Genomic DNA, 18,807 nt, shown 5'->3' on the forward strand with positions numbered 1-18,807 from the left:
GGAGGCGGAACTCCGAGCCGCCGTGAGTTCCGGAGGATGCGGAGGACATCGAGGGGGTGTCGTTTTCGCGGGATCGCCCGCAGACTCAGCGCCCGAGGAGGCCGGGGAGCGCGTTCATCACGACGTAGGTCGAGTTGAAGACGACGTGCATCACCACGCCGGGCCAAATCGATCGACTGTAGCGGAACAGCAGTGCGTTGCAGACGCCGACGATGAGCGCGTTCACGATCACCGCGTTGATCCCGTGGGCGAGTGCGAAGATCACCGCGCTGCCGAGGACGCTCACGACCGTGCCCCAGCGCTGCAGCACATTGGCGACGACACCACGGTAGAGCAGCTCCTCGCCGAGCGGGGTGAGGATGCCGCCGAGCAGGATCCCGCCGATGAGTGCCACGACACCGGCGCCTCCGGCCGCCCGATAGTCCGACTGGACGGATTCGGATCCCGGGAACAGCTGCGCGAGCGGCTCGGAGATCGCGTACGTGAGCGCGACACAGCCGGCGGCGATCCCGATCGCAGCGAGGATCCACCACAGCGTGGTGCGTCGCAATCCGAACACTCGGACATCGCGGATGCGCAGCAGGACCGCGGCGATGAAGGCACCGAGCGGCGCGAGGCCGCCGAGCGCGTACTGCCCGAAGCCTGCGGCAACCGGATCGGCGTTCGGCATCGCGACCAACAGCAGGAGCGCGCCGCCCACGAGCAGCACGACCGCCGCGGCTGCGGCGACACCCAGCTCCGGCCACCCGGGGCGGGAGGGTGTGGCGCGCTCTGGGTACGGCCTCGATGCGACCGGGCTCGGGGTGAGGTCGTCGTTCATCGTGTCTCTTTACTGTTCGCTCGTCGAGGGCGGACACCGAAAGCCTGTCCTCTGCCCCAAGGGCGCAGTCAATTGAGCCTGCGGATTAGACCCAGGAGCAGGCCCTGCGTCAGGATGGACGCGCAGATGTATCGAGGAGGGCGCCGATGGCCTGGAGCACGCGTCAGCTCGCGCGTCTGGCGGGCACCACCGAGAAAGCGGTGCGGTACTACCACGAAATCGGCCTGCTCAGCGAACCTGACCGTGAACCGAATGGCTACAAGCGTTATGAAGTCGCGCACCTCATCCGCCTGATCCAGATCGTCCGGCTTGTTGATCTCTGCGTGCCCCTCTCGCAGATCCCGGCCGCCGACGACGTCGACGACGATCCGGAGGCCTCGGTGCGTGCACTGGACGCGGAACTGGCGTCGGGCATCGAGCGGATGCAGCGCATCCGTTCGGAGCTGGCAGTCATCCTGCATCACCGTGTCCCGTGGGACGTCCCTCAGGGCTTCGCGGAGGTCGTAAAACCGCTCAGCGCTGCTGATCGCGGCGTCATCACGGTGGTCTCGGGCATGCTCGACGCCGACGTGCTCGGCAACATCAAGCAACTGGTCGCCGAACGCGATCCCACCGACGATGAGCTCGACGCGATCCCCGACGACGCGTCGGACGCTGATATCGAGCGACTCGCACAGCGGATGGCACCTATCATCCGTGACTACTGGCGACGCTTCCCCGCCGTCGCCGATGCGGCAGCGCACGCCTGCGTCCCAGCGCCCGTCGCACAAGAGGCGATCGATACCGCGTTCGCGCAGCTCTACCGACCCGTACAGCTCCGAGTCCTGCTGCTCGCCAACGACATACTGCGGTCCCCACGTTCGCGCGACTGAGGTAGTTGCCACCGGGAGCGCCCAGCAGGCAATCCTGAAAGGCGGCTCCTACGAACACAACACGTTCTTCAGATCTGCACTTGACCTCGCCGACGGGCCCTGACCGAACCGAGACTCGACGAGGACCAGCCGCAGGTCGATGCAACAGGGCGGATGCCCGCCGCGGGTGCGCGCGCCTAGGACCGCTGACGGTGCGGCACTGTCAGCGGAGGCGGATGGGCGGCTTGTCGAAGCCCCGCGTTCGGCGCCGAGGTCATGCTGCCGCCCGACGACCTCCTCCTCGCCGACCTCACCGCGCCGACGTGGAGAGAGAGACGACGGGCATCCCGCCGCGGATCCAGATCGAGCCCAAGGAAGACCTCGTCGCTCGCCTCGGCCGCTCGTCCGACCGAGGCGACGCGGTCGTCATGGCGTTCTGGGCGGAGCACCTCGCCGCCGGCATCGTCCGTTCACCCGCCCGGCGCCAAGCACGGGCGCAGGGGACCGCCGCAGCCCGGTACGGCCGCCCCGTTGTCGGAGGGGGCCGATAACTGGCCTGCCACCGGCCCCGCCCTGTCAGTCTTCGCCCTCCTGACCCGCAGCGGCCCGGATCTTGGCGATTTCGTTCGGCGTCGCCTCGAACTGGACCGGCCCGAACGTCCTGTAGCCGCGCGGCTCCTGGCCCGGGTCGTAGTCGTCCTTGGGCACGACGTACACGAGGTGGTCGAACAGGTTGAGGTCGATCTCGTACGTCTGGAACTCCTGCTCAACGTCGAAGGGGTAGCGGTCGAGGTCGGCAATGTGGGCCCATTGCTTCGGGCGTGGAGGGTAGGTAGACCCTGAGGGGTGGTGCTCGTTGGAGTAGACGAGCACGGCGTATCCGGTTTCGGTGAACTCATCACCGTCTGAAGCATTAGTCATGGCTCCAGGCTAGGGAAGATCGTCCCGCTGGTTGTAGTTCCCGGCTTCGCTGTCCGGGGTGAGGGAGCCACCTGATCAGCGGTTGAAGCGGCCGGAGGCATCACCAGGCAACGCGAAGGGCAGGAAAGCGAGCCGAATCTCGCGGTCCCGATCCCCGTCCGCATGGATCACGCTCCGCACACCGAACCATCCGGACGCTAGTTCGGGTGGTGGCCTGGCGGTGGGGCGGTACGGGCGGCCCGTGGCAACGGGCGGTCGCGGCCGGTCTTCGCGATGAGCGAGGCTCCGCGGTCGTTGTTCGCCTCCTTGCGGAACCGAACGCGGGAGCCTCAACGGTCGCAGCCTCAGCCGGCCGCCTCCCGAAGTTCTCTTTCCGCCGCGTGCTCCGGCGACTCGCCTTCTTCCACCTGCCCGCAGGGCATCTCCCACAGGCCCGGCACAGCGCTTCCCGGCGCTTGGCGCAGCAGGAGGGTCCGCCCCTTGCCAAATCGGTGGCCGCGCCCCCAACGGAAAGGCGTGCGATTCCGTCGCGCTCGGCATGGTTGAGCAGGCGCTGATAGCCGCGGTCGTTCACGTTGCGCGGGTAGCGCTGGGCGGCCGAGGCACGTGTGCATCTAGCGAGTTGACCAGGTTGTGCACCTTGTGGGATCGCCGAGCGTGCGGGGCCAGGTCGGCACGGAGGTCGGCCAGCAACATGAGGCACCGGGCCGAGGTCACCATGGGCAGGCGGTCCAGTGCAACGCAACCTATCTGCACAGCTAGATCAAGATCGCCTGCGCGGACGTAGGCGAGGCTCAGCCAGGCTCCGTGTCGTAGGGCCGACCTGCGATGATCCTCAGCCGGGTCCAGGGCGCGCTCACGCAGGAGCGTCTCGGCATCACGAATCAGGCTGCCCTGGCGGCGTCCGGGGACGTGGCGGGCCAGCATGACGAGAGCCCTCCCGGCGATCGCGTCCACCTCTGTCGCCGTAACGTACCTGGCCCACGTCGGCCGCTCATCAGCGTCGTTGATCAGCTCGGCGGCACGGGCACGGGCACGCTCGACCCCCGTCAGATCGCCCGCGCCTGCGTGCGCCAGAGCACTACGCGCGGCGATCAACGCCTGTACGGCGGCGGGAGTCTGGGATGCGGCCTCCCCGGCAGCGGCAGCGAGCTGGAGCGCGTCACGGTGCCTGCCGAGCGCTGTGGCGTGATTGCTCATCAGCGCCATGATGCTGGCGGCCAGGCTGCGGTCTCCGGCGGAGTGAGCGTTACGCAGACCGAGGTGATACCAGCGTTGCGCGAGACCGTCCTGGGCGGCCTCCTGAGCCATCCAGCCGGATGTCTGGGCGAGCTGGGCAAGCGCGGCGCACAGGCGCCGCCCCGTCTCGGCGTCGTACGTGCTGCGGCGCACGATCCGCGCAACCGTGGCGAACTGGCCGGCCACGAAATCAGCCGCGGCGCTCCCGTGCTTGTCGTCGAGCTGCTGGGCGCCGGCCACCATGCCGTCAATGATGGGCAGGAGCGGAGGCGGAACCTGTGTGGAGGTTCCCCCTCGCGCCGGAACGGGGACGGGGGCGTCCAGCCACTGCCAGGCAGGGTCAGTCAGCGCCGCGCCGCTCAGGGCCAGAAACGTGCGTCGCGTCAGCATGCCAGGCCACGCTCCCAAGAGTTGCAGCAGTCCCGTGTGATCCCACGGTACGTCGAGGTCCTCTACCCGCCAGGGCTGGGGACGACCGTTTCGGACTGTGGTCGGCCATACCTCGTCGTGCGCCACAGGGTGCCCGATGGCCTGTCCGAGCAGGTCCACCACGATGTCCGGGATGGGGGGATGCGGCACCTCGCCGCGCAACCACTTGTAGGGCGTCTTCTCGTGGATACGGCGCTTCCAAGGCGGCTGTTCGAGAACGGCGTTGACTCTCCGGGCAAGAGCCTCGGGGCGCCATCCAACCTGGTCGAGCAGCCCCCTGAGCGACAGGTTGGGCGCTGCCGACGGATCCCCAGCGGTGCGAGTGCGGGCCATGCAACGGGCCTTCCAGCAGGAGGAAGCACAGGCAAGCTGACTCTGAATGTACGCCGGGATCTGCGGCGCGGAACGGAAACGCACCAAGCGCACCAACTCAACGGTCAACCGCACCGGCCGCACCACGGCACCCTCTACCGCGACCATGGCCCTTGGCCCATCGTGTGAGCAGCACACTCCGACGTCCCCAGCGCGTTGCTCAGACGCAGGCCAGCCTGCTCGGGCAGGCTAACCCCCAAAAGGGAGCCGCATGAAACTCAATGATCTTCTCGCCGGGTACGACCACCACGTGGTCCAGGGCGATCCAGAGACGACAGATGTCCGGGCCGGCATCGCCTACGACTCTCGGCGGATGACCGCCGGGTCCATGTACATCGCGATGCGGGGCACCCGAAGCGACGGGCACGGGCACATCCAGGATGCCGTCGAACGGGGCGCGATCGCCATCCTGGTGGAACACCTCATCGAGCAGCCCGTACCACCGCACGTGTGCGTCGTGCAGGTGGCCGACACCCGGGCGGCGGTCCCCACCGTGGCCTCCCGCTACTTCGGGGAGCCCGCCCGTGAGATGAACGTCATCGCCGTAACCGGCACCAACGGCAAGACCTCGATCAGCTACATGGTCGAGGCGGTGCTGCGCCTCGGGGCCAAACAACGGGTTGGCGTGATCGGCACCGACGGCTACCGTGTCGCCTACGAGCCGATCCAGGTGGACAAGACCACCCCAACCACTCCCGAGTCGGTCGATCTGCACCACATCATGCGGTGCATGCGTGATCGGGGGGCCGGGACCGTTGTCATGGAGGCGTCCTCGATCGCCCTGGAGCTGCACCGCGTGGACTGCGCGGACATCGACGTCGGCGTCTTCTCCAACCTCACGCCGGACCATCTGGAGAGTCACGGCACCATGGCGGCGTACGCGCAGGCCAAGCTGCTGCTCTTCGGTGGCCTGTGCAAGCGGGCGGTGGCCAACGCGGACGACCCGGTCACCGCGGACATCGTCAGGCTGATGCCGGACGCGACGACCACGTACGGCCTGGACGACGCAACTGCAGACTTCCGGGCCACGGACCTGATCGTTGACGCCACGGGAACCCGGTTCGTCCTGCACCACGCCGACCGCGAGTATGAGGCGCGCGTACCGATCCCCGGCCGGTTCGCCGTCTACAACTCGCTGGCCGTGATCGCCACCAGCCATCTGCTGGGGCATGACCTGGAGGCCGTCCTGGGGGCTCTGAGGCAGCTGCCTCCGATCCCTGGCCGGTTCCAGTCGTACCAGACCCCGGCCGGAGTGTCGGCGATCGTGGACTACGCCCACTCGACCGACTCCTTGGAGAAGGTACTCACGACGATCCGAGACGTCGCCGCTGGCCGCGTCATCACGGTGTTTGGTTGCGGTGGCGACCGGGACACGACCAAACGCGCCCCCATGGGCGAGATCGCGGGCAAGAACAGCGACTACGTGATCGTCACCAGCGACAACCCGCGCAGCGAGGACCCCGACGCCATCATCGACCAGATCATCCCTGGACTCGCCGCAACCGGCACCGACTACGAGCGCATCCCCGACCGCCGGGCGGCCATCGCGCGGGCGCTCGCCGTGGCCGAGCGGGACGACGTCATCCTGATCGCGGGCAAGGGTGCCGAGACGTATCAGATCGTCGGCGACCGCCAGGTGCACTTCGACGACATGGAGACCGTGCAAGAGCTCGCCGCCAGCGCGACGCAGTCCTTCTAGGACGGGACGACGCCGCTATCCGGCGTCATCCCGCCAACGGCGCCGGCCGCCATCCGGCCGGCGCTTCTCGTCTCTCGGCCGCTCCGTCCAGCCATTCCCCCCTTGGAGTCATCATGCTCCTTAGTCATGCCCGCATCCTGGTCCTTGGACTCGGAGCCAGCGGAGAAGCCGCCACAGCGTTGTGTGCCTCGCGCGACTGGCCGGTGACCGTGACCGACATCCGCGACCGCGATGACGTTGCCTCGGCGTTGACTCGGCTCGCCGGTCTCCCGATCTTCTACTGCCTCGGCCAGGCGCCTCCGAGCTGCGCCAACTTCGACCTGATCGTCCGCAGTCCTGGAGTCCCTCGCGACCTGCCCGTGCTGCACGAGGCGCACATGCGCGGCATCCCAGTGTGGAGCGAGATCGAACTCGGCGCCGCCGTCTGCCCGTGCCCGATCACGGCCATCACCGGCACGAACGGCAAGAGCACCACAACCGTCCTGATCGGCGACCTGATCCGCGCCGCAGGCCGTACCGCGCTCGTCGCCGGAAACATCGGCCACCCGTTCACCTCGTCGGCCTCCCTTATGCAGGCCGACGACGTCGCGGTCATCGAGGTCTCCGCCGCCCAGTTGGAGAACTGCCACGCTTTCGCACCGCGCACAGCGGTGCTGACCAACGTCCGCCGCGAGCACATGGACGTCTACACGTGGGAGCAGTACGTCGCGGCTAAGACACGGATCGTCCGCAACCACACCCCTGACCACGCCACGATCGCCAACCTCGACGACCCGGTGTGCCGCCAGATCGCCGAGTCCAGTCTCGGCCGCGCCATCTTCTTCAGCACCCGCGGACCGCTGCCCGCCGGCCGTGAAGGGGTGTTCCTCGAACGCGGCCAGGTGGCGGCGATCTACGACGGGGACCAGGTCACGGTGTGTTCCCGGCGTGAGCTGCAGGTGCCCGGCAGCCTGACCAACATCATGGCGATGATGGCAGTCGGCCTGCGCGAAGGCGTCCCCGTCGAAGCAATCCGCGACGTCGCCACAAGCTATCCAGGGCGCGAGCATGTCATCGAGCATGTCGCCACCGCCGCCGGGGTCGACTACTACAACGACAGCAAGGCCACCAATCCGTGGTCCACGCTGCACGCCCTCGACGCCTTTCCTGACCAGCCGATCGTGCTGATCACGGGAGGCAAGGACGACAAGGAAGCCGACGTTACCCCGCTGGCGGCCACCCTCACTGGTCGGGTGCGCCATCTCATCACGCTGGGACAGACCGGGCCTCGCACGGTCGCGGCGGCGCGTGCGCACGGCATGACCGCCATCACCGAGACCACCAGCCTGGCCGAGGCGATCAGGGAGGCCGTCAAAGTGGCCGAGCCCGGCGACGTGGTGCTGTTCTCGCCTGGCGCCAACAGCAAGGACATGTTCCCTGACCACCGCACGCGCGGCTCCCTCTTCAAACAGCAGGTGCGTCTGCTCTGTGGCGCGCGCAGCTCCACCCTGCTGCCCGCGAGGTGAGGACGTGGCCGAGCGGATACGCGTCTGCCTCGACGAGGCAGCGATACGAGACAACATCCGCGCGGTCCGCCACCTGAGCGGGACAGCGCAGGTGATGGGCGTCGTCAAAGCGAACGCCTACGGACACGGTCTGGTCCCCGCCGCCCGGCTGCTCGTCCACCACGGTGTCCACCAGCTGGCCGTAGCCACTCCCGAGGAGGCATGCGTCCTGCGGGAGGCCGGACTCCGTGCGCCAATCACAGTCCTATCGCCGACCTCCGCATCTGCAATGGCCGAGCTAGTGGCGCGCAGGGTACGTCCGTCTCTGTCCACGCTCGCCGCCGCCCGGGATCTGCACCGCGCCGCCGTCCGCCTCGGCCGGAGGGCGCCAGTTCACCTGGAGGTGGACACCGGACTGGGGCGGTACGGGTGGGCGCCTACCCCCGCCGGCGTCGCCCAGATCGAGCGCCTGACCATGCTCGACCACCTGGTGGTGGCGAGCGTGTACACCCACCTGGGCGGCACCTGCCGTGACTCGCTCGCTGACGGACTCCAGCGATTCCAGCGAATGTACGAGAAGGTCGTCGAGGTGCTCGGGCACCGTCCTGCGCGGCATGCGCTGGCCAGCTCCGCGCTCGCCGCCGGCCTGCACAACGACACCCCGCTAGAGATGGTCCGCCCTGGCGCCCTGCTGTACGGCCTGGCACCGGCCTACGCCGCCGCGCCCCTCGGGATCGGCCTGCGCTCGGTGCTGTCGCTGACCTCCCACATCGCGCACGTCAGCGAGATGCCCGCCGGCGCGAGCATCGGCTACGACGCCACCTACCGCACCTTGGAGCCTGTGGTCGTCGCCGTGGTGCCCGCGGGTTTCGCTGACGGCATCCCGCGGGTGCTCGCGGGTGCCGGCCGTGTGCTGATTCACGGCTGCCACGCGCCGATCATCGGGACCGTTGGGATGACTCACCTGACGGTCGACGTCACCGACATCCCGCAGGCCGCCCTCGGAGACGCCGTCACCCTGATCGGAGCCCAGGGGGTCCGCGCCATCGACGCTCAGGAGTGGGCTCGCCTCGCCGGGACCATCAACAGCGACGTACTTACTCGCGTCGCTCCCACCTTCCCGCGCACCGTCATCACCCCGCATGCCCCAATGGAGCTTTCCGCATGACCGCTGCCACCATCCCCATCGTCCTCGGCACCAAGGCCCAGACGCTCGCCCGGGTGCGCGGCGCGCTGACCACGGCAACCGTCTTGGATCAGGTGACCGTCACCGTCGCCCAGTGGAGGAACGACCAGCAGAGCGTCATCGACGCAGTACGTGAAGCCTTCCCTGACGAGGAGCTGATCGTGCGCAGCAGTGCGCCAGACGAGGACACAGACACCCACTCCGCCGCCGGCCTCTACGCCAGCGTGCTCCACGTCCCCGCATCAGAGATCGCCGCTGTCACCGATGCCGTCGAGGCCGTCATCTCCAGCTACACGCGCCGCCACGGGCAGGATGTCGACGACTTCGAGGTGCTCATTCAACCAATGCTGGCCGATGTCACCGCCAGCGGCGTTGCCTTCAGCCGTGACCTGAACGGTGCGCCGTATCTGGTGGTGAACTACAGCGAGGGCAAGCTCACCGACACCGTCACCAGCGGCGTCGGCGCCGTCCCTGAGGGGGTGCGCATACACCATGACGTCTTCGCCACGGAGCTGCGGCCACCGTTGGGCGCGGTGGCCGCCACTGTCCGGGAACTGGTGCAGCTCACCGGAACCGAGTTGGACGTGGAGTTCGCCGTGAGCTCGGGACACCTGTACATGCTCCAAGCCCGTCCGCTGCAAGTGGGGGTTCGTGACCGTACCGACGAGGACGCGCGTGTAGCCGCCGAGATCGCCCAGATCAAAGACGCCATCCACGGGCAGAAGCGCCCCCGCGGTGGCCTGTGCGGCAGCTACGGCGGCGTGTACAGCACCATGGCCGACTGGAACCCGGCCGAGATGATCGGGTCACATCCTCGCCCTCTGGCGCTGTCGCTATATCAACGGCTCATCACGCGGGAGGTGTGGCGCGAGGCTCGGGCCCGACTCGGATACCGCAACCCGGCACCTCACCAGCTCATGGTCACCCTGGCGGGTCACCCGTACATCGACGTGAGGGCAGACCTCAACTCCTACCTGCCCGCGGACCTCGATGACGGTTTGTGCAACAGCCTGGTGGACTTCTATCTGGCCCGCCTCGGTCGCGCCCCACAAGCCCACGACAAGATCGAGTTCCTCGTCTGTCCCAGCGTCTTAGACCTGGACTTCTCCACCCACGCCACCGCGATGGCCGAAGCAGGCTTCACGCCGCAGGAGATCGACCAGCTGCGCGGCAGCCTCCTCAGGCTGACCAACAGCGTGATCCGGGACCTGCGCGGCGTCCGCTCCCACATGCACTACCGCATCGACCAGCTTCCCGCCCGTCGGGCCGAACTGCTCGACCGGATCGGCGAGGAACACCCTCTGTTCCTCGCCGACGCCCTTTTGGAGGACTGCCTGCACTTCGGCACGTTGCCGTTCGCCGTGGCGGTCAGAGGGACATTCATGGGGGTCGCGCTCTGGCGATCGCTGCTCACCACGGGCGTAATCGACCAGGAGCAGCACGACGGGTTCCTGGCCGGCATCGAGACCGTCTCCACACGATTCGCGGCAGACCTGGCCGCATGCCAGCACGGCGATCTACCTCAAGAGGACTTCCTGGCCCGGTACGGGCACCTCAGGCCCGGCACGTACGACATCACGATCCCCAGCTACGCGGCAGCACCCCACCTCTACCTGTCCGGGGTGGGCTCACAGCACAGGCGCCAAGCGCCGGCCACCGGTGTGCTGCCCGCCCGCGTCATGGGAGACATTGACGACCACCTGGAGCACGCCGGGTTCGAGTTCGACGCCTCAACGCTGCTCGACTTCATACGTGAAGCCCAGGTGCGCCGTGAAGGGTACAAATTCGAGTTCACGGCGAACCTCTCGCACGCGCTCGACCTCATCAGCGCATTCGGGCAGCAGCACGACCTGGATGCTGCCTGCCTTTCCTGGCTCACGGTGGAGGACCTACTGGCCTGCGCGACGTCCACTGTCACCTCCCGCGATACTGACCGGCTGCGGCACGTCGCGGAGGATCGGCGCCGCATCTACCAAGCGCAGAGCCTTGTTCATCTTCCCGACGTGATCTCTGGGCTCTGGGATGTCGATGTCGTCACCGGCCGTTCGGCGCCGAACTTCATCACCAACAAGACCATCACCGGGCCGGCCGTCCTGCTCGCGCAGACGCAGCTCGCCGACGTCGATCTGACCGGGCGGATCGTCCTGACCACGAATGCCGACCCCGGCTACGAGTTCCTGTTCTGCCGGAACATCGCAGGACTGATAACCCAGTACGGCGGGGCCGCCTCTCACATGGCTATCAGATGCACGGAGATCGGCATCCCGGCGGCGATCGGATGCGGACGCGACATCTTCGACCACCTCGCCCATGCGGGCACCATCACCCTCGACTGCGCGCAGCAGCGCATCATCCCAGGCTGAGCCATGCTCGACTTCCACGACACCATCGCCGAGCAATTCGACCAGGCTGTACACCAGCAGGTGTTTCCCGGTGCGGTCTGGGCAACCGGCAGCGCCGACGCCGTGCTCGATTTCGGCGCCTGCGGGCTGGCGGACCCGACCAACCCCACATCCGCGATGCGATCGGACATGCTCTTCGACGTCGCCAGCCTCACCAAGATCCTCGCCGTGTGGACAGTGATCGGGACTATCTGGCACGACGGCATGCTCCCTCTCGACGACCCGCTGGCCACCATCTGGCCCGAGGTCGTCGACTACCCGATCGGCCAGGTCACCGCCCGCCAGCTACTCACCCACACCGCTGGCCTGCCGCTCCGATCCAACCTCAAAAACCTGTACGGCACCGACCCTCAAAGCATCCGTGACGGCATCCTGCGCGAGCAGCTACACCGGCCACCAGGCGAGGCCGTCGAATACACCAACCGAGCCGGACTCATCCTCGGCTTCCTGGCCGAGCACCTCACCACTACCCCGCTCGACCAGCTCGCCACCGAACGGATCTGGAAACCGCTCGGCATGACCAGCACACGCTTCGGCCCGCTGCCGGCCACCGATCGGAGCCGATGCGCGCCCACCGAGCTCGACTCAGACACAGGCACCCGTCTCAAGGGTGTTGTCCATGACTACTCGGCCCGTCTGCTGGGCGGAGTGTGCGGCAGCGCGGGGGTGTTCTCCACGCTGCCGGACCTGACCCGGTTCCTGCAGCACCTTCTGTCCCTTGGCTCCGATCCTGACCGGGCCGGGTTCGGCCCTGCTTGGCTCGCCGAGTCCCTGCAGGTCCATACCGGAGATCTCACCCCGCCATGGGGCCTGTTCTGGTTCCCCCCGCCCGGTCAAGAGGTCGTATACGTCCACTACGGCTTCACCGGGACCGGCATGTGGCTGTCGCCGAAGCAGGATAGATGGGCTGTCATGCTCACCAACAAGCTGTATTACAGCTCTGACCGCACACCGATCATGAACGTCCGCGGGGTCTTCCGCGCGGCGATCTTCGGGTGATTTCTACGGGCCAGGCCGGAACCCACACCCCCGGGGGTCGGGATGCCGTCCAGTCCTGCCAGCAGTCGCGGAAGAGCCTGTCGGTGCGCACCTCGATCGGCTCTTCGGCGAGCTCGACAGGGGAGTAGCGCTCAGCGACGAGGCCGAGGATGGTGTTCGTCTCGGCGCGGGCGAGGAGCTGCCCCGCGCCGACCCGCGGCCGAGCCCTGGGAAAGAGCGAAAGGCGGCTCACCCGCCCCGATCTATCTGGCCGTGTAAGCCCCGTCCACCACAACGTCGCTGCCGGTCATGTACGACGACTCGTCAGAGGCAAGAAACACCACGGCGGAGGCGATTTCCTCGGCACGCGCCCATCGGCCGAACGGCAGCCCGGTGGGGGGAGAGACCGTCGGGTCAGCCCTGATAAGCGGCGTGTCGGTCTCTCCAGGGCAGACGGCATTGACCCTGATCCCGTCCCGCGCGAGTTCGAGCGCCGCGGCCTTGGTCATGCCCCGAACGGCCCACTTGGATGCGACATAGGAGAAGTTGTTCTCAAAGGCGACCAGGCCCGATGTGGAGCAAATGTTGATGATCGAGCCGCCGCCCTGGCGGCGCATGGGCCCGGCCACGGCTCGCATCCCGAGGAACGTACCGATCTGATTGACGTCGATGACGGTGCGGTAGTCAGTCTCCGTGACCGTCTCGACCCGATTGAGGCCCAGAATCCCGGCATTGTTCACGAGCACCGATGGCGCACCGAATCGGGTCTCGCACACTTCCACGATGCGCTTCCAGTCGGCCGCCGAGCGGACGTCGCCCTCAAGCAGGATGAATCGATCATCCGCTAGCTCCTCGGCCAAGGTCGCTCCGTCGCCGACCTTGACGTCGAAGCCGACGACCCTGGCCCCCTGGGCGACGAGGGCGCGTACATGAGCCGTGCCCATCCCGCTGCCGACACCGCTGACGATCGCGATCTTGCCATCTACCGACCCCATGGGTTCTCCTCGTCCAAGTCCGGTCGCCGGGCGGTCACTGCGCGGTGAAGGCGCCATCGACGACGAGGTCGCTGCCGCTGATGTAGGACGACTCGTCAGAGGCGAGGAAGACCACCACGGCCGAGATCTCCTCAGGGCGCGCCCAGCGCCCCATGGGGAGCTCCTCGGGCGGCGGCACCGCGTCGCCCGAGGCGCCGGCGACGGCTCTGAGCATGGGGGTGTCGGTGTCCCCCGGGCACACGGTGTTGACCCGGATCCCGAACCGGGCCAACTCAAGCGCCGCAGCCTTCGTCATGCCGCGCACCGCCCACTTCGAGGCGACGTAGGAGAAGAGGTCGGCGAACCCCACGTGCGCCGCCGTGGAAGCGATGTTCACGATCGACCCGCCCCTGGCCTCGCGCAGCCACGGGACGACGGCGCGCATACCGAGGAAGGTACCAACCTGGTTGATGTCGACGACCTTCCGGTACTCGGCCTCGCTCACGCTCTCCAGAGCGTGCACGGGAGAAATCCCGGCGTTGTTCACGAGCACGTTCGGGCCGCCGAAGCGTTCGCGACAATGCGCGACCACGGTGTCCCAGTCGGCCGCGCCCGTCACATCACCGCTCAGGAAGGAGAACCGCTCCTCCCCCAACTCGTCCATGAGCGCGGGGCCTTCGCCGGCGTGGATGTCGAAGGACACCACACGAGCGCCTTCCCGCACGAGCGCGCGCGCATGTGCTACGCCCATGCCGCGGCCGCCGCCGCTCACAATGGCGATCTTTCCGTCCAGGCGTGCGGTCATTCAGAAGGCTCCTTCCCACAGGGTGCGATGGGCAAGGTCGCACGTGCTCACGGCTGCCCAGGATGTTCGAGACCGCGGCGCGGGCACCCGCGTCGATCGGGTCGACGCCCGTGTCGGCCGGGCCGACGTCATTGGCGTCCGATCTTCTGGTAGGTGGCGGTGTCGGTGGAACGCAGACGGAGCGCGTGGCCGAGCCCCGCGACGAAGACCAGCGGCAGGACAGCGGTGAGCACGATCGACACGCCGGTGGAGGCGCCGATGAGCGCACCGACGTTGGCGAGGGCGAGCACGAAGATCGCGACGAGCCCGAGCAGGCCGAGCGCCGGCGCGACGAGCGTGGACCACGCTCGGCCGGCTCGAAGCGTCCGGTGCCGCCGGAAGTAGCCGAGGACCGCCAGCGAGACGCAGCACATCAGGAACAGGACGGCGATGGTGCCCAGCCCGTTGACGCGAATGTAGATGGTGTAGGCGTCGACGCCCGCGCCGTCGAATCCAGTCGCGGCGGCGATGACGGCGGTGGCGATCAGTGACATGACACTGATCACCGTCGAGGCGTAGTACGGCGAGTGGTGCCGGGAGTGCGCTCGGCCGAAGTGGCGTGGCAGAACGCCGTCACGACCGAGTGAATAGCCGTAACGGGTGACGGCGTTGTGCAGGGAGAGCAGCGAGGCGAACGAGGAGGTGACCACCAGAACGGTCACGACGTCCGAGACGACCTTCCCGACATAGGTGGAGGTCAACTGGCTGAACATGGTGGTGACATTCGCCTCGCTCAGACCGGCAGCGGGTCCAGAGGTCGATTCAGCGGTCACGGCCAGTCCCTTCTGCGCTCAGGAGCGAAGGAGAGCGGCGGGCCTGACGGAGTCGCAGGCCGTCAGGCCACCTTGGTGGACAACGATGCGTCATCGCGCACCGCCGGGCCGGAGCCAGGGCGGGGGAACCATGCGCTTGGCCGTGGTCGCCTCGTAGGGCATCTGGCCGGGACGCCACCGCAGAAGCTCGATGACAAGTCCCCACGGCGTCAGCAAGTACGCCCAGTCCAGGCCGTCGAGTGGACCGCCCTCCTCCCGTACGACGGGACAGAGGAACCTGATGTCGTCGCGCTGCTTGAGCTGCCGCTCCACCTCGTAGATGTCCTCCACGTAAAACGCGAGGTGCATACCGCCCGGGTCGGCGGGCCGGGGCGCCGACGGGACGCGGCCGAGGTCCCCCAGAACGATGGATGGATCCGGGCCTCGCCGACGCCACGGACACCGCTGTTGAGGTCGCTCCAGGCCCGCAGGGGTGTGCCGCTACACGGCCAACCTAACGAACGTTAGTGTGGATTTTTATCACAGGTGTTACAGGATGTGACAGCCATGCCTCCTGCCTCACCGAGGCTGGGACACGGCACTCAGGGTGAATGGAAACGTAAGGTCGCCATAACCGAGGGTCAATGGTTTTCGCTCCACAATCGGCGATTTGTCCGAATCCGAATTACTGTTATGTCGATCGCGGATCAATCCTCACGAGCCCCGCGGCCCGCACCTGACGCCCTCGCCGCCGTACACCCCGGCCACCACAAGCCCCTGCCACCACCCGACGCCCTAACCGCCGACCGCACGCCTCGGCCGCCGCACGACGCCTTGGCGGCACGCCCGCGCCATGGCGAACACCGCCGTGATCCCGTTGATCAACGTGCGTGCCGCGTGGGACATCCTGGGTCTGACCTGACGAACGCGGGGCGACGCGGACACTGGAACGCCCGTCGTTCGCCGGAACCATGCCGAACCAGGGAGCGACCAACGGCCGCTCTCAACCTCGTCCGAGAGTCCTCGAGAACCAAGAAACCCCAGCTCAGCGCACCGAGCTGGGGTTTCGTGCGGTGCGCCGCCAGGGACTCGAACCCCGGACCCGCTGATTAAGAGTCGCTAGCTTTGATGCCAGATCCTGCCTCAATACAACTCTTTGTATCGCTCCGTTCCGTTTTACTGCTTTCGAAATGTCCAAGAATGCCGCTGCATGTTCGCGCGTTCCGATGGCCGAAGAGCAACCACCGAGCAACCGTCCGGACGATTGCCGGCCTTGACCATCCGATTTGTCGCATCGTCGACACCAACGGGCTCTCCGCTAGGGCACTGGCGTGCCATGCGGAGTAGGACCCTGTTCCCAAGGCGAACTCCTCCCTCCGGCGGAAGAGCCGCCGGATTCCGCGGGCGAGGGTGGAGACATGATCTCCGTCACCCTCACAGGCATGGTCGCGAGTCTCGCCCTGTCGGCGACGCTCCTGCCCGCTGCTCCACCTGTCCAGGCCCGATCTTCACTCGAACGTGTCCAGGTCCGATCCTCGCTGGAGGAACCGCATGAGTGCGCCCGCGCCGTGGCCCGGTGCGATGGCACGCTGGCGGTGCCACTGGACTGGAGCGACCCCTCCTCCGAGCGCATCGAGGTCGCCTTCGCCTGGATCCCGGCCGCCGAACGCGCGACCGGCACGATCCTCGCGAACCCCGGCGGTCCCCTGCCCGCGCTGCCGGACCTGCCGCGCATCCAGCAGGTGCTCGGCCCGGTGCTCGACCACCAGAACCTCCTCGTCGTCGATCCGCGCGGGCTGGGCAAGTCCTCCCCGCTGCTCTGCCCGGGCTTGCAGCTCACCGAGCCGGACACGATCGCGGCCTGTTCGGCTCATCTTGGCTCGCGTGCTCGCTTCTTCACGGCCGACCAGGCGGTGCACGACATGGAGGCGGTACGCCGGGCGCTCGGCGCAGGCGCGGTCACCTTCTACGGCAACTCATACGGCACCGCCTACGCCCAGGCGTACGCCGCCCGCCACCCGGAGGGTCTGGCCGCGGCGTTCCTGGACAGCACGATGCTCACCTCGGCGGACGGGTACGCGCTGTGGCCCATGCGGTCCCGCCCTGACCTGCTCGACCTGGTCTGCGACAGGTCGCGGGCCTGCCGCGCGCTGCCGGGTGACGCGCGCCGCACCTACGCGCGCCTGGTGGCGCATCTGCGCGAACACCCCGACCCCGAGGTGCCCCTCATCGCGCTCAGGAGTGTGGAGCGGGTGAACGAGCCGGTGTTCGGCCGGGAGGTGAACGCCGCCGCCACCTCCTACCTCGCCGGCGATCCCGAGCCGCTGCGGCGGCTGACCCGCGTGCTGGCCGGCGCTCCGAGCCAGCCGATCGAGGGCGCGGAGTGGGCCGGGTACCTGGCCTACCGGTGCGGCGACGGCAGCTTCCCCTTCGGCCGGGACACGGACCCGGCCGAGCGGCTGGACCAGCTTGAGCGGTACTACCTGCGCGAGCGGCCGCTGGCGCCGTACACGCCTGCCGACCTGGGGCTGGACGTGCGCAAGAGCCTGGAATTCTGCGTGAACTGGCCGACGCCGCGGCACAGCCCGGTGCTGCCGCCAGGCGCGGACCTGCCCGGCGTGCCGGTCATGGTGGTCGGCGGCGACTTCGACACGCACACACCCGCGGAAGTGAGCGCTGCGATGCGGGTCTTCCCTGATGCGACGTTCGTACGGGTCCCCTTCGGCACGCACAGTCTCGCCTGGGGAGCCGGCGAGGCCGGCGAATGTGTGCGAGCGGCGCTGCGGTCGTTCGTGCTCCATCACCGGGTGCCGCAGGCGCGGTGCACCGCGGAGAATTACCGCGCGCTCGGGGCGTTCCCCAGGTCGTTGGACGAGGTCGCGCCGGTGCCCGCCGTAGGTCTGGACGCAGGACGGCGGCGGGTGCTCGCGACCGTCTTCGCCACCGCCGCCGACACGGTCGCCCGCCGCAACCCCTACAACCTCTTCCACGGCCGGCTGACGAATCAGCCGGGGCTGCGCGGCGGGCGCGTCACCTTTGGGGACGGGATCATCACGCTGGACAAGGCAGCCTTCGTGCCCGGGGTGGCGGTGAGCGGGCAGATCGCGCTCACGTCGGAGGGCAGAGCCACGGCCTCGCTCAGCGTCCTGGCACCCGGCTCCCAGGACGGGCGGGCGTACCAGGTGGAGCTGGCCTGGAAGGCGTTCACCGCGCACGAGCGCCCCGCACTGTCCGGCACCTTCGACGGCACGCCGTTCGAGGCCCGCGAACTACACTAAGCCGCCTTTGACGACATCCGATCATGTAAGCGCTCGGCTGGCCAGCCTGGTCTCAGAACCCCAGCTTCACCGAATGATCAAGTCTTCGGTCCCTGACACGCCGAGTCACGTCCGTCGGGGAACGGGGTCCGGGGAAGTGATCTTCTCGACCCCTGCTCCATCCCGGCTCGGCGTGCAGTGCCGCATCCTGCTCAGACTGGGCCGGGACGGCGGGCCAGCCGACGCTCGTCCAGGCGGCACTTCTCCCCACCGGCTCCCTTGGAGGCCAGCACTGCCGCACCGCCGCTTTCCCAGGCCCGATACCACCGGCCGGCCGACATTCGGCTCACCCGGAACCGCCGCACTGATCTGGGGTTTCTGTGCGGTGCGCCGCCAGGGACTCGAACCCCCGGACCCGCTGATTAAGAGCGTGTTTGAGAAGATCGTTCACGTTCCGCGTGGTGGTGTGACGGCTGGTACAGATGCCGCCCGTCGCTTTTGGCAGGTCGGGTAGCCGGGAGGAACTTCCCCTCCCGGCCCCCACGGATCCCGGCGTGAACCTCTCGGTTCACCGGGCTCTTGTCATCTTGTTCGCCAGG

The 18,807-nt window shown here is 68.0% G+C and carries 16 protein-coding genes; 8 read left to right on the forward strand and 8 right to left on the reverse strand.

The window, feature by feature from the left end:
* Nucleotides 1-85: 85 nt before the first annotated feature.
* Nucleotides 86-820, reverse strand: coding sequence for a type II CAAX endopeptidase family protein (locus AB0M95_RS22520; RefSeq protein WP_363767760.1), 735 nt, complete (start codon nt 818-820; stop codon nt 86-88).
* A 146-nt stretch (nt 821-966) separates the two neighbouring features.
* Here AB0M95_RS22520 and AB0M95_RS22525 point away from each other — a divergent pair, with 146 nt between their 5' ends.
* Both AB0M95_RS22525 and AB0M95_RS22530 read left to right on the forward strand, forming a co-directional pair.
* Entirely contained in the window at nt 967-1,692 is a 726-nt protein-coding gene (locus tag AB0M95_RS22525; RefSeq protein ID WP_363767763.1) for a MerR family transcriptional regulator, read from the forward strand.
* Nucleotides 1,693-1,994: 302 nt separating this feature from the next.
* Nucleotides 1,995-2,222: a hypothetical protein gene (locus AB0M95_RS22530; protein WP_358512313.1), complete on the forward strand. Its 228-nt coding sequence runs from the start codon at nt 1,995-1,997 to the stop codon at nt 2,220-2,222.
* Nucleotides 2,223-2,247: 25 nt separating this feature from the next.
* On the opposite strand, the gene AB0M95_RS22535 is transcribed toward AB0M95_RS22530, so the two are convergent.
* From AB0M95_RS22535 to AB0M95_RS22545, 3 genes are all read right to left on the reverse strand, one after another.
* The gene (locus AB0M95_RS22535) at nt 2,248-2,592 is read right to left on the reverse strand and encodes a hypothetical protein (RefSeq protein ID WP_358512310.1); all 345 of its coding nucleotides are present in this window, start codon (nt 2,590-2,592) and stop codon (nt 2,248-2,250) included.
* Between the two features lie 344 nt (nt 2,593-2,936).
* Entirely contained in the window at nt 2,937-3,206 is a 270-nt protein-coding gene (locus AB0M95_RS22540) for an NUDIX domain-containing protein (protein ID WP_363767767.1), read from the reverse strand.
* Nucleotides 3,163-4,740, reverse strand: a complete 1,578-nt coding sequence (locus AB0M95_RS22545; protein WP_363767770.1) for a hypothetical protein — start codon at nt 4,738-4,740, stop codon at nt 3,163-3,165. The genes AB0M95_RS22540 and AB0M95_RS22545 overlap by 44 nt, the downstream gene beginning before the upstream one ends.
* 103 nt (nt 4,741-4,843) lie before the next feature.
* Here AB0M95_RS22545 and AB0M95_RS22550 point away from each other — a divergent pair, with 103 nt between their 5' ends.
* The 5 genes from AB0M95_RS22550 to AB0M95_RS22570 all read left to right on the forward strand — a co-directional run bounded on the left by AB0M95_RS22550 (nt 4,844) and on the right by AB0M95_RS22570 (nt 12,402).
* Nucleotides 4,844-6,331: a UDP-N-acetylmuramoyl-L-alanyl-D-glutamate--2,6-diaminopimelate ligase gene (locus AB0M95_RS22550; RefSeq protein ID WP_363767773.1), complete on the forward strand. Its 1,488-nt coding sequence runs from the start codon at nt 4,844-4,846 to the stop codon at nt 6,329-6,331.
* A 113-nt stretch (nt 6,332-6,444) separates the two neighbouring features.
* Nucleotides 6,445-7,836, forward strand: a complete 1,392-nt coding sequence (murD, locus tag AB0M95_RS22555) for a UDP-N-acetylmuramoyl-L-alanine--D-glutamate ligase (protein ID WP_363767776.1) — start codon at nt 6,445-6,447, stop codon at nt 7,834-7,836.
* Nucleotides 7,837-7,840: 4 nt separating this feature from the next.
* Nucleotides 7,841-8,983 (forward strand): alanine racemase, encoded by a 1,143-nt coding sequence (gene alr, locus AB0M95_RS22560; protein ID WP_363767779.1) that lies wholly within the window; start codon nt 7,841-7,843, stop codon nt 8,981-8,983.
* A complete protein-coding gene (locus AB0M95_RS22565; protein WP_363767782.1) occupies nt 8,980-11,364 on the forward strand; it encodes a PEP/pyruvate-binding domain-containing protein in 2,385 nt (794 codons plus the stop codon). The genes alr and AB0M95_RS22565 overlap by 4 nt, the downstream gene beginning before the upstream one ends.
* 3 nt (nt 11,365-11,367) lie before the next feature.
* A complete protein-coding gene (locus AB0M95_RS22570; RefSeq protein ID WP_363767785.1) occupies nt 11,368-12,402 on the forward strand; it encodes a serine hydrolase domain-containing protein in 1,035 nt (344 codons plus the stop codon).
* 242 nt (nt 12,403-12,644) lie between these two features.
* On the opposite strand, the gene AB0M95_RS22575 is transcribed toward AB0M95_RS22570, so the two are convergent.
* From AB0M95_RS22575 to AB0M95_RS22590, 4 genes are all read right to left on the reverse strand, one after another.
* Nucleotides 12,645-13,376: an SDR family oxidoreductase gene (locus AB0M95_RS22575; protein ID WP_363767788.1), complete on the reverse strand. Its 732-nt coding sequence runs from the start codon at nt 13,374-13,376 to the stop codon at nt 12,645-12,647.
* A gap of 34 nt (nt 13,377-13,410) precedes the next feature.
* Complete coding sequence (locus tag AB0M95_RS22580; protein ID WP_363767791.1) at nt 13,411-14,160, reverse strand: glucose 1-dehydrogenase; 750 nt, start codon at nt 14,158-14,160, stop codon at nt 13,411-13,413.
* Between the two features lie 128 nt (nt 14,161-14,288).
* Nucleotides 14,289-14,972, reverse strand: coding sequence for an amino acid permease (locus tag AB0M95_RS22585; protein WP_363767794.1), 684 nt, complete (start codon nt 14,970-14,972; stop codon nt 14,289-14,291).
* A 90-nt stretch (nt 14,973-15,062) separates the two neighbouring features.
* A complete protein-coding gene (locus AB0M95_RS22590) occupies nt 15,063-15,320 on the reverse strand; it encodes a hypothetical protein (RefSeq protein WP_363767797.1) in 258 nt (85 codons plus the stop codon).
* A gap of 1,049 nt (nt 15,321-16,369) precedes the next feature.
* Between AB0M95_RS22590 and AB0M95_RS22595 the strand changes: the two genes are divergently transcribed.
* On the forward strand, nt 16,370-18,229 hold the full coding sequence (locus AB0M95_RS22595; RefSeq protein WP_363767800.1) for an alpha/beta fold hydrolase: 1,860 nt from the start codon (nt 16,370-16,372) through the stop codon (nt 18,227-18,229).
* Nucleotides 18,230-18,807: the final 578 nt, after the last annotated feature.

The sequence above is a fragment of the Sphaerisporangium sp. NPDC051017 genome, from assembly GCF_040683095.1.
GTDB lineage: Bacteria > Actinomycetota > Actinomycetes > Streptosporangiales > Streptosporangiaceae > Sphaerisporangium.